This window comes from Gluconacetobacter sp. (assembly GCF_047721585.1).
Classification (GTDB): domain Bacteria; phylum Pseudomonadota; class Alphaproteobacteria; order Acetobacterales; family Acetobacteraceae; genus Gluconacetobacter; species Gluconacetobacter dulcium.
This window is the reverse complement of the sequence record NZ_JBDNXE010000120.1, coordinates 1-11,901: the sequence shown is the minus strand read 5'-3', so window position 1 is coordinate 11,901 and position 11,901 is coordinate 1. Positions and strand designations below refer to the sequence as shown.

The following is an 11,901-nucleotide window of genomic DNA, read 5'->3' as shown; positions in this document are numbered from 1 at the left end:
GTGTCCGGACAGGGGGCGGGCCGGGTGGAATCGGTCGGTCTGCTTCGTCCGTGTGCCGGGATCGCCGCGCGATGTGGTATCCTGCCCGGTGACGAGGTGGGGAGGTCGAAATGAGCGCGCGCATGCAGGTCAGCTTGTCCGATGATCGCGGGACGGCCACGCTGGCGTTTCTCGATGGCAGCGGGGTGGAGGGCACGATTGCCTTTACGCTGGAGCAGTTGAGCGAACTGATCGCCTCTCTGGGCACGGTTCGCAGCGCGATGGTCGAGACCTTGCCACCACCGCCGATCGAGGGGGTGCCGGTGGTGCCGGTGTTGCGCACCAACTGGGCGGTGCAGCCCGAGGCGCTGAGCGAGGGATCGCTGATTGCTTTCCAGCATCCGGCCTATGGCCCGGTCGGGCTGGCGCTGGCGCCCGAGGATTCGCGGCGGGTGGCTCAGGCCCTGACGCGGCATCAGGCGATGATGCACCCCAGCACGGGTGGGACGGGGCGGCCGAGCTAGCGCGTATCCTGTTTGAATGCGTGCGTTCAAACGGGGGACGTGGCGCGTGCAAGCAGTAAACGAGGGTATTTCCATCGTGCCGGTTTTCGGTGGGCGTGCTCCTGGGTCGATGGTCTGGATCGGTCCCTTTCCCGGCGCAGGGCCAGCAAGGCCACTCCGTTCCGAGCCACTCTGTACCGATGCTCGGAAACACATGTCGGGCGCGGCCCGGAACGGGTTGCTCTCGCTTGCCAGCGCGCATTTTCGGTCAGGCTCTCGGGGATAAGAGCTTTTCGACTATACCTCGCAATCGTTAGGAAAAGGTTAATTCTGTCCGGCATGTGATGTGTGAAAGGCTTATATATTTTCATCGCTTTTCCAGAATATATTGAGATGGACCAAATATAATGGTATCTGTATTTCAATTCATAAATAATACGCAATGAATGGGGGTGGGTCGGTAGATTCTGGATTTTATTATCACGCCTTACGAAAATAATAACGCATTAGGGATTTCCTTTCCATGCTGAGATTTGGACTTGTTGGCAAGAATATTGCCATGGTTTGCTTTTCCCTTATTATCTGTTCCGTTGCTATCGTCATGACCGTTACGCATCTTGTGCGTGATGAAATGCAGCAATCCGTGCAGGATTCACTCCACGCCAGCATGCGTGCGGCGGCCAGCCTCTTTGAACGCGATATGCCTGGGGTCCATGTTGCATGGGACGCCAGCGGAACGGTTCAACGGATCACGGCTGAAAACCTGCCCTCGCACTATGCCGATCATCGTATGACGGATGCCATGGTCCGTATTCTGGGGGGGCGGGTCGTCCTGTTCGTCGTCGACGACAATGGCCGGAGCTTCATCAGGCGCATGATCAGCGACGCAGACGACAAAAATGGAGAAAGTCAGCGCGTCCTCGGCACGCCCCTCGACCCCGACAGCGCGGTTTACAAATCTCTGGTGCAGGGGCAACCCGCGGAGGGTGAAATCCTCTTGGCGGGAGAGAGGTTGAGGGTTGTTTATTATCCGATCTTCTCGCCAACGGGGAAAATCCTCGGAAGCCTCGATGTCGCGCTCAGGCAGGAGAAGATCGCCGCCACGATCAACAGCTTTCTTCGGACGCTGATCGTGATGGCGGGTTTCGTCATTCTGATCTGCGTGATTGCGACCGGCGTCATCGTCAAACGGATGCTGCGACCGCTTCCTGTGATTGCCCAGTCCATGCGCGGTCTGGCCGGCGGCGATACGGCAACGCAGGTTCCGTATACGGGCAGACACGATGAAATCGGCGCCATGGCGGATGCCGTGGAGGTGTTCCGCCTGGCCGCGATCGACAAGACCCGATTGGAGAAGGAAGCCGACGCATTGCGCCGGCAACAGGAGGCCGAGCGGCAGGCCGCGCAGGAGCGCGCGGAGGAAGCCGCCCGCCAGTTGCAGACGGCAATCGACAGCCTTGCCGACGGGCTGCAAAAAGTGTCTCGCGGCGACCTTTCGGTGCAGATCGCGACCCGTTTCGCCGCGAGTCTGGAGCCGTTGCGCGAAAACTTCAACGAGTCCATCGCTCAACTGTCGGAGGCTTTCGGGTCTGTGTCAGGCTCGGCCTACAGCATCGGCAACAGCACGCATGAACTGTCCACGGCCGCCGACGACCTGTCGCGGCGCACCGAACAGCAGGCCGCCACTCTGGAGGAAACGTCGGCGGCACTGACGCAGATCACCCAGCGCGTCCAGAAGACGACGGAAGAGACCACGCACGCGCATACGGTTGTCAACACGTCGCGGAACGATGCCAAACAGGCTGGTATTGTCGTCGGCCAGGCGATTGACGCCATGTCTCGGATCGACGCGTCATCGCGCGAAATCTCGGGTATCGTCGAGATGATCAACGCGGTTGCCTTCCAGACCAATATTCTGGCGCTCAATGCCAGCGTGGAGGCGGCGCGGGCTGGGGATGCGGGGCGTGGCTTTGCGGTTGTTGCGACGGAAGTCCGTAATCTGGCACATCGCGCGGCCGAAGCGGTCAAGGAGATTTCGGCGCTGATCGCCAGTTCCGCGCTCCAGGTCAAAGACGGGGTGGGCGCGGTGCGGGAAACCGGTGAAGCGTTGCACCGGATTGTCAGCCAGGTGGAGGAAATCAGCGGCCTGGTCTCCAACATCGCGACGGCGGCCCGGGATCAGGCAACAAGTATCAGCGAGTTGAATCTCGCGATGACCAGCATGGAGCAGACCACCCAGCAGAACGCCGCCGTGGCGGAACAGAGCGCCGCCGCCAGCCATAATCTGGCAATGATGAGCGGCGAACTTCAGAAGCTCGTCGGCCGTTTCGAATTGGGCCGTGCGCGTGAACGGCCCGGTCAGTCCGCGTCTCGCCCGAAGAGGGCACCTGCGCTTCAGGCTTTCTGACGCGCGCGTACGATCGGGACTGTGTTTTCCGGTATTGGGTTTTCCGGTATTGGGTCTTCCGGGTCTTCATTGAATGGCGGGCATGATCGTCCGCCATTCTTTGTGAAAACCTGCCGCATCCTGAGATGGGGTACTGTTCTTCCTGAATACACGGCCATATTGAGCTGGAATTTTCTACTTGAGCGGTATTGAGGCTAAGGTGGATGCACCGCACTCAGGTTTTTCTCTCCAGACATCCGCTGCCGACGCATTTCTGATCCGGTTGCGAACCATGCCGATTTGTGGCATCGACTTGAGAAGTAGTCGCAACTTAGAGCGTCATCCGACCGGATGGACTGATCTGGTCGGATGAAGATGCTCGAAAAATCAATAATCTAGCGCCATATCCGTGAACCGGTGTGAACGGATATGGCTCTGGCATCGGACGGATGAGGATCTGAGCCTCTGGAGGGGGCGTTGCGTTGAACCGTGCGCGCACATCGCTGGAACTTTATCAGACCCATCGGGCCAGTCTTCTGTCCTATGCGACCCGGCTGTCGGGCGACCAGGCGGTCGCCGAGGATATCGTGCAGGACGTGTGGCTCCTGTTCAGCCGACAGCGGATCGAGACGATCGCCGCTCCGCTGAATTATCTCCGCACCATGGTGCGCAATCTGGTGATCACCCGTGGGCGCAGGCAGGTGCTGGAAGCCACCGCCGGCACGGATTTCGAGGTCGCGACGGCCGGACTGGCCGACGGGCAGGTTTCGCCGGAAGAAACCGCCGCGTCCCGAGAGACGATGCAGCGCATTCTCGACACGATCGCCGCGTTGCCCGACGAACGCCAGAGGCAGGCAATCCACATGTATCATTTCAAGGGGATGAAGCTGCGGGAAATCGGCATCCGTCTGGGGCTTTCCCTGACACGTGTCCATGGCCTTATCGAGGAAGGCATGGTGATCTGCGACCGTGTCCGCAAGGAAGGACAATAACGTCGCGTGTGGTCTGGAATCCGACGGAAAAACATCTCTCGCCGCGCATCTGTTGGAGGAGACGGCTTTTCGATTCCTGCTTCCGGTGTGAGATCAGGGTGGCTGTCGTAGTGCGCTCCGGGAGGCTTTGCTCGTCATGACTGAACGGAAGACGCCGGCGCAGGCTGCGGCAGGCTGGTATCTTTTTCTTCGAGAAGATCCGAATGACGAGGATTTGAAACGTCGGTTCACCGAATGGCTGGCGAGTGACCCGGCGCATGTCCGGGCGTGGGAAGACATGAATGTGACGGCCTCCGTTATGGCGGCGGTTCCACGCAGTCTTCACACGCCGGCTTCCACCTCCGTCACGCCTGTCCGGCGCAAGGACGCGCGCCGCGTTGCCCGTCGGCTCCTGCCGGGTTGCGCGCTGGCTCTCGCGGCGGCGTGTGCTGCGTTCGCTTTCGTGCCCCCCGATATGCTCGTGCGACTGAGTGCCGACCATTATGCGCCGGTGGCCCAGACGCGCGATATCCGCCTGGCGGATGGCAGTGAGATCGTACTCGCCCCGCGTGCGGCCGTATCCCTTACGATTAACGGTTCGGAGCGGCGGGTCCGTCTGCTTCAGGGCGAGGCTCTGTTCGATGTTCGTCATGACCCCACGCGGCCGTTTCGCGTGACGGCCGGTACGGTCACAGCCACCGATGTCGGAACGGTATTCGATGTCCGGATGGACGGTGACACGACGACGGTCGCCGTGCGGGAAGGCGAGGTGCATGTGGCCTCCACTCGGTCCGGCATCGTCGAACGGAATCTGCACGCGGGCGAATGGGAGCAGGTAGCGGGTGGAACTGCCACCGCGGGCGCCGCGCCTGCCGCGACCATCGGTGCCTGGCGCGACGGGACGCTGATCGCCCGTGATCAGACTGTTGCGGCTCTGATCGATGCCTTGCGTCCGTGGACAGCGACAAGGATCGTTCTTGCTGACAGGGAACTGGCGAAAAAGCGGGTCACCGGGACATACGATCTGCGGCAGCCGGAAGCGTCATTGCGCCTGATCGTCGAAGCCTATGGTGGTCAAGTGTCTTCACTGTCGTCCTGGATCGATATCGTCAGGGCACGCTGAAGAACGCCCGCTCGCCTATGTGCTCGGTGTGATCAGACCACGGAGCGGTAAGGATGATCGTCTCCGGGAATTTATTGTCCTGACGCGGAGAGCGTTCGGTCTGATGTCATCCATGTCAAAAAAGAAAGATAAAAATATAATAGTTCCATGGGGATGGCGCGATATTCCATCCCATGCGCAAAAAAAATCCGTCGTTGGAGGGAAAAATCGCAGCGCCCCCGCATCTGTCTAGTCGAGAACAAAGAATGCGAATGAATTGCATTTTTGGCGGCCTGACGATTGGACAAGACGGAGAGCGCAGCGAAGATGGAGCCTTTTACAGATTTTTCGACCTCTTGCCGGGGGCCTCTGCTTCCGGACGCGGTTTCGCTGATTGTCGTGCGATGAGACAGACGCCGCCAGGGAAGGGGCATCAGTCTCAAAAAGAACGATCGGACGCGCATGTTCCGTCGCCATGTTCTTCTGGAAAACCGCTGCGGAGGGCGGCGGTATCGTTCCTTCTTCTGGCGGGAACGACAGCCTTCACGCCACTGTTCATGAAAAAAGCCAGCGCGCAGACTGCTAACTACCAGAATAGTACGTCTCGTCCCGGGTCCGGGGCACCATCGCCGTTTCATCCTGATGGTCCAGGCGTCAATTTCGACATCCCGGCCGGATCGCTCTCCGACGCGCTTGTGACCTTCAGTACCCAGGCCCATGCGCCGCTGACCTCGCAGGCACCGATGCTCGCGGGCAAAACGACCGCTGGCCTCCGGGGCACTTTTACGCCTCCTGCGGCTTTGTCGCGACTTTTGCAGGGAACGGGGCTGAGCTACCTTCCGACGGGATCGCACGCTTATAAGGTTGTTGTCGCGTCCTCGGCGATCACTCTCGGCCCTGTCCGTGTCTCGGGCCAGTTGCAGCAGTCTCTTGCCGGTCTGCTGGATTCCGCCGATACGCTTCATGATGGCCGCTATTCGGCCGATCGCGTGACGGTCGCGGGCAAGCTGCCGCTTTCGGTTCGTCAGATACCCAATTCGGTATCGGTCGTTACGCAGCAGCGTATTCTCGACCAGAACATGGTGTCGGTCGAAGATGTGCTGCGCTTCACGACAGGGGTTACGGCGTCGCCCTATGGTGATGGTACCGCTTATTTCATGTCGCGCGGCTATACTCTTGACGTGCAGTATGATGGGATGCCGGTTGTCTCCGGCATTCAGTATTTACCGCAATTTGATATGATGATGTATGATCGCGTTGAGGTGATGCGCGGTCCGACCGGGCTGTTGCAGGGAACGGGTTCCGGTGCGGGCTCCGTCAATTTGGTGCGCAAGCATACACAGGACGCATTTGCTACCCATGTTGGCGTCCAGGCCGGTTCGTGGAATAATGTGCGCCCCTATATCGACATCAATGCTCCGCTCAATGCAAGTCATACATTGCGCGCTCGAATTGTTGCGTCTGGTCAGAGCGCAGATTCATTCGTTCACGAAGTGCATCAGTCGGAAGCAATGCTCTATGCGATCGTCGATTATGATATTGACGCACAGACCAGGCTGACAGTCTCGGGTTCTTATCAATATTCCGATCGCGGGCCATTTGATTACGGTCAATCTCGGTATACAAACAACAAATTTCTGAATTTTCCCAGGAGTGCATTTTTTGGCTCTTCCTGGAACGATAGTCCGAATTCCATGGGTGAAGGCTATGTCAATATCACGCATTCTTTCGGTAAAAATTTGATATGGTCAACAAGTGTCATAGATAGATATTTGGATTCATCCGGCATATATAGTTATATGGGTGGTGGTGTTAATTTCAATACAAAATTGTCAAAATATTTCGAACAAAGCAATCTGAACCGTCAAAATATGATTGGTGCGGACTCGAATCTCAACTATAGAATGAATATCATGGGTCGTCCGGTGGATTTTCTTGTTGGGACGAATATGTACCAAGTTTATAAGCGGAGCCTGTACGGATCTGGCCCCACATCCGCGCTGAATATATTCGATGCCGTCCTGCCAAAGCCCAATTTTCCCTATTCCGGCGGTAACGATACGACCACAGAGCAATGGGGCGCTTATGCGCAGGCTCGGCTTCACCCGATCAAGAATCTGACCCTGGTTCTCGGTGGGCGTGTCAGTTCCTACTGGGCCGACAGCCGCACCATTCTCCCTGAGCGATTGACCCGTTCGGGCCAGCCGGGAGTGGAAGGCAAGCTGACGCCAAATGCGGGCATGCTGTACGATCTGACGCGCGAGTTGACGGCCTATTTCAGTTTCTCGTCGATTTTCACGCCACAGACGGAGTTGACAGCCTCTGGTGGGGGATTGAAACCTGTTACGGGACGTCAGTATGAGGCTGGATTGAAGGGAGCCTTTCTTTCTGGAAACCTCCTGGCGTCTTTGGCAGCTTTCCAACTGGAGACAAACAATCGGGCTGTCGGCGATCCCACGGATATACGCTATTACGTTTCATCCGGTCGTGCGCGAAGCCGGGGCGTCGAGGTTGAGATCAACGGACGTCCGTTGCCGGGGTGGAATATCTATGCTGGTTATACCTGGCTGGAGACACAGTATCTTTCCGACCCGGTATATGGCAATCTGAGCCTTCAGCCCGAAGAACCGAAGCATAATTTCAAACTGTGGTCCACTTACACGATTCAGCGGGGTATGTTGAAAGACCTGTCGTTCGGTACCGGTCTTCTGGTTTCCTCCCGGACCTCGCGTGACTACGTTGTCTGGCAGGGTGGCTATACTGTCCTGGATTTGCAGGTGGGGTACAAGGTCACGCCCCACCTTTCTACCACGCTGACGGTGAACAATGTCGCGGACAAAGTGTACTGGGCGCGTCTGCCTACAAGCTATTATGGAAGTTACGGTGCGCCACGGAGTGTTATGGCAGCTATACGATCCGAGTTCTGAAAGGCGAGAACGAGGCGGCGGAGTTCTTTACGGGTTTGGATCACAACGCACCGCTGGTCGGGCATGGGCTGAAATTCTATGCTCGCACGGGTGCCCTGCTTCGGGACGATGAAACAGTCTCGCAGGTTGGAGCATCATCCGACTAAATGGACTCATCTGGTCGGATGAAGATGCTGGAAAAATCAATAATCCAGAGCCCTGTCCGTGAACCGGTGTGAACGGACAGGGCATCTAGATGCGTCGGACCAGCCTGACCAGGGGTACCGAACAGACGAACATGTCCGAAGGGCTTGCGCGCCAGGGCAGGACCAGTCGCTCGTAACGGCACCAGAACCGGGTGCCGTCGGCGCTTGCCATGCGGGCCTCGATCAGGTCCAGGCGGGGTTCCTGGCTGGATGCCGCCGTGAAAAAGGCGCGGGTCGTCGGCAGCATGTAGGCGGCATCGGGGAGGTCCCGGATGTCGCGGCCGACCCGATCTTCGTGGGACTGGCCGCTATATGTCTCGTAGGTGCGTGGCCATGCCGCGATCTGGCAGCGGTCCCGGCCCGGCAGCCAGGCCAGGCCGCCGCCGCCGAATACGGGGCTGGTGGCGATTTCGGCCACGTTGCGTGTCGTCGTATGGCGACGGGCTTCGCGCCAGGCGGCCAGGGCCGTTTGCAGGCTGGCGCGCTTTGCATCGCCGAGGCGATCCAGGGACAGGGGAATGATGGTGGGCGCCGCCGGGATGTCATGGTCGTCCCGCGCTGCGCTCTGGAGGATGCGCAGGCGGGCAATGGCGTCGTTGCGGTTGTGCAGGACCTCCAGCGGCGCAGGGCATGATCCGGAACGCTCCAGGATGATGCGTGAATGCGGTTGTGTCAGGAGGATCTCGATGATCCGTTGCAGGCAGGCCGTTGCGAATGACGCGGGCTGGAAGCGGATGTGTGTATAGGTTGCAAATGTCTCTACGGTGGCAAAGCCGAGATTTTGGACGGAATGGGAGATGAAGTCGGTGTTTTTTTCAAAGAATCCGAAATATTGAAAAAAATCCCTGCTGTTCTGATTCCACGTTCTTCCGTTGGGCGCGACCAGTATTTTCATATGGTGCCGTTTTCCGGTGTCGCTGTTTTATGGGGTGAGCATAACTTATCTCATAGAGAGAACACCTTAAATTTCTATGAGTTTTGGGAGGGGATGGGGCTTGGTCGTCAGAGGGCCGGTGGCTCGATGGGCCAGTCGGCGCGGGCCAGGGCGCGGGGGGCCAGGCGGGCCATCACCAGCGCGAAGGCGACGGCCATGACGGGGAATGCCCAGGCCAATGGCGGCACCGGGGACATGACGAACAGGAGTGTGGTGTAGATCTGGATGCCCGCCAGGCTGCCCAGCATCGACAGAACCAGGATGAACCCCGGACGATTGGTCAGGGGCGAGAATACCGCCAGGCTGGGCAGGTAGCTGCCGCCGACGATGACAGCAGCCAGCGCGAGACCTGCCGCCAGCGCGCGCAACGGTGGCATCGTGCCGAGGAGCGTGACGGTGATGGCGGCGAACAGGCCCAGGATCGTGCCGGCCATCACGGCGCGGCCGGCATGGGCGCGATAGAGGGCGCGCGTGAAATCCGACCGCGCGCCGAACGGGCCGAGCGACAGCAGGAACGGCCAGTCGCGCCGCGACAGCATCCAGTTGGGGAGGGGCATGGCGCCGAGCATCGCGACCTGGCCCAGCGTGGCGGTGGCGGCGGTGCGCACCAGAAGAAGCGTGGGGGCGTGAAGGCTGCTGATCGCGTTGACCAGCACGACGAAGGTCGTGAACACGATCAGGGTGACGGCCGACTGCGCCAGCATTCCCAGTGGACTGCCCGAGGCCAGGCCGTTGGGCAGGGGAATCCGGCGCAGAGGGGGCGGTTGCCACATCAGCGCGTGCTTCAGGCTACGGAACACGGCATTCGGCGGCTTGTGGTCCGGTCGGGGGATGGCGGGTGCCGGGGTGTCGGGATGGGCGAAGGGGCTGTGATGGAGTTCGATCAGCGTTGCCGACAGGGTCGTGGCCAGCAGGCCCAGGGCCAGGAACCATGGCGCCCGCATCAGCGTATCCTGCATCGTGGGGCTCATGAACATGAAGAACAGACCGAACACGATGACGACGCGGATTTTGCGCAGGCGGGGGCGCAGGATTTTCGGTCCGGTCAGATCGCTGCCGGTGCTGATGGCGAGATTGACGGATTCCAGCGCCAGCACGTTGAGCAGGGGCAGACCCAGGATGAGCGCGGGCACGGCCAGCAGCAGCAGGCCCAGCACGAGCATGACGTGGATCGCCCGGTATTCCGCCGCGATCAGGCGCGGATACATGGCCGCCAACGGCGAACGTACCTGACGCCAGTACTGGCAGGACAGGCCGGTGAACAGCCCCTGCTGCGCCATCCACCAGAACAGGCCGATATCGTGGATGCCGGCGGGATGGGTGCGTGACGGATGGGCCAGGTTGAAGGCGGTGATGGCGAGATAGACCGCCGCCGAGATCAGGGTGGGGTTTTCCCGGAAGAAGACCGGCGAGGCGTAGAGCCGGAGCGCGCGCAGCGTGTCGTTCATCGGGCGGTTATCGGGTCAGGGCCAGGAACAGCCGTTCGACATCGCCCGGCAGCAGGATGTTGCCCGCGCCGGCCGCCGCGTCGTCCAGCGCCGGATGCCAGCCGCGCACCCATACACCGTCCGCGCCCTGGTCGGCGATGGTCTCGACGCCCCATTCCGTCTCGGGCGGGGTGGAGAGACGGCGGACGGTGGCGGCGATCTCCGCTGCCGTCATGTCCAGCATGATCCGGCCGTGGCGCATCATGATGACGCGGTCGCTGATGTCCTGAAGGTCGGAGATGATGTGCGAGGAAATCAGCACGCTGGCACCCGTGCGCCGCGCATAGGCCGGCAGCAGGCGCATGAAATCGTAGCGGGCCTGCGGGTCGAGGCTGGCGACGGGCTCGTCCAGCACGATCAGGTCGGGGCGGAAGCGCAAGGCGAGCACGATCGCCAGCCGCTGACGCTCGCCGCCCGAGAGCGTCTTGATCCGCGCGGTGGGGTCGAGGGCGGCCCATTCCCCCCATGTCCGGTCTTCGGTGTCGGTGGGGCGGGCGCGGTAGTCGGCCAGATAGGCCATCAGTTCCCCGACCCGGAACCAGGTGAAGCCGGTCATGGTCTGGGGAACGAAGCCGATGCGTGCCCTGGTTTCGGCACGCAGGGCGGAGGCGTCCTCGCCCCACAGCCGCACCGTGCCGGCATCGGCCGAGAGCAGGCCGAGCAGGCAGCCGATCAGGGTGGTCTTGCCGGCACCGTTGGGGCCGAGAAGGGCCGCGATCTCGCCGGGGCGCAGCGTCAGGCTGAGATCGTCGAGAACGGTTCGGCCGCCGAGCACCTTGCGCAGATGGGCGATCTGTACCGGGGGCTCCCGATCGGGGATGGCCCGTGGTGAGGTGTCCTGATCTGTCATCGCCCGCGCTTCGGAAAACATTGCAGGACGTTGGAGCGGCGGGGGATTTTCTGTCAAGCGCGCCGATGGCCGGGTGGCGGCGTGGTTTCGGGCGGGAGTGACCGGCGCTGGAGTGGCCGGGGCAGGAGTGACCAGGGCAGAAGTGATCGGGGCAGGAGAGATCGTCCTTGTGCCGGAATAACGCTTTGTGTCGTCGGCCGGTGGATGGTTGCAATTCCTGATTTCTGGTCCTGCGCTTTCCTGCCGCATGTTGCTCGGATGTTACAGCCTGGATGCCTGCCCATGCGCATGATTCTGCCCCTGCGGAGAGAGGGCCGGCCTGTCCGGTCGCTCCATGGCGTGGCGAAGGGAGAATGGCCGTTCTTTCGCATCGGGGTCGTCGTCGCGATGGCGTCGGCGGGGCGTCCTGCATCCGGTGCGCCGGCCGCATCCTATTTCATGCCGCCGGCGCCGACAATGACGGCGCCGCAGCCTGCCGTGCCCCAATCTGTCGTGCCCCAGCTTGCCGCGCCCCAGCCTGCCGTGCCTGGAGCTTTCGGGGCAGGACATGCCGGAGCGGCGGCGGCATGAAATAGGA

8 protein-coding genes are annotated in these 11,901 nt (G+C 60.7%); 5 read left to right on the top strand and 3 right to left on the bottom strand.

All coding sequences use genetic code 11. From position 1 onward, the window contains the following. Positions 1 to 110: 110 nt before the first annotated feature. The 5 genes from ABF821_RS16905 to ABF821_RS16885 all read left to right on the top strand — a co-directional run bounded on the left by ABF821_RS16905 (position 111) and on the right by ABF821_RS16885 (position 7,868). Positions 111 to 503, top strand: a complete 393-nt coding sequence (locus ABF821_RS16905; RefSeq protein WP_182974670.1) for a hypothetical protein — start codon at positions 111 to 113, stop codon at positions 501 to 503. Between the two features lie 580 nt (positions 504 to 1,083). After that, positions 1,084 to 2,889 carry a methyl-accepting chemotaxis protein gene (locus tag ABF821_RS16900; RefSeq protein WP_415530872.1) on the top strand — a complete coding sequence of 602 codons (1,806 nt, stop codon included), beginning with the start codon at positions 1,084 to 1,086 and terminating at the stop codon, positions 2,887 to 2,889. A gap of 461 nt (positions 2,890 to 3,350) precedes the next feature. Continuing rightward, positions 3,351 to 3,860 carry an RNA polymerase sigma factor gene (locus ABF821_RS16895; RefSeq protein ID WP_259654477.1) on the top strand — a complete coding sequence of 170 codons (510 nt, stop codon included), beginning with the start codon at positions 3,351 to 3,353 and terminating at the stop codon, positions 3,858 to 3,860. Between the two features lie 136 nt (positions 3,861 to 3,996). Further along, complete coding sequence (locus ABF821_RS16890; RefSeq protein ID WP_415530871.1) at positions 3,997 to 4,962, top strand: FecR family protein; 966 nt, start codon at positions 3,997 to 3,999, stop codon at positions 4,960 to 4,962. A 251-nt stretch (positions 4,963 to 5,213) separates the two neighbouring features. Further along, positions 5,214 to 7,868, top strand: a complete 2,655-nt coding sequence (locus ABF821_RS16885) for a TonB-dependent siderophore receptor (protein ID WP_415530870.1) — start codon at positions 5,214 to 5,216, stop codon at positions 7,866 to 7,868. A 231-nt stretch (positions 7,869 to 8,099) separates the two neighbouring features. On the opposite strand, the gene ABF821_RS16880 is transcribed toward ABF821_RS16885, so the two are convergent. The 3 genes from ABF821_RS16880 to ABF821_RS16870 all read right to left on the bottom strand — a co-directional run bounded on the left by ABF821_RS16880 (position 8,100) and on the right by ABF821_RS16870 (position 11,324). Then, positions 8,100 to 8,948 carry a hypothetical protein gene (locus ABF821_RS16880; protein ID WP_415530869.1) on the bottom strand — a complete coding sequence of 283 codons (849 nt, stop codon included), beginning with the start codon at positions 8,946 to 8,948 and terminating at the stop codon, positions 8,100 to 8,102. Between the two features lie 107 nt (positions 8,949 to 9,055). Further along, a complete protein-coding gene (locus ABF821_RS16875; protein ID WP_415530868.1) occupies positions 9,056 to 10,435 on the bottom strand; it encodes a hypothetical protein in 1,380 nt (459 codons plus the stop codon). 7 nt (positions 10,436 to 10,442) lie between these two features. Next, a complete protein-coding gene (locus tag ABF821_RS16870; RefSeq protein ID WP_415530867.1) occupies positions 10,443 to 11,324 on the bottom strand; it encodes an ABC transporter ATP-binding protein in 882 nt (293 codons plus the stop codon). Between the last annotated feature and the right edge of the window lie 577 nt (positions 11,325 to 11,901).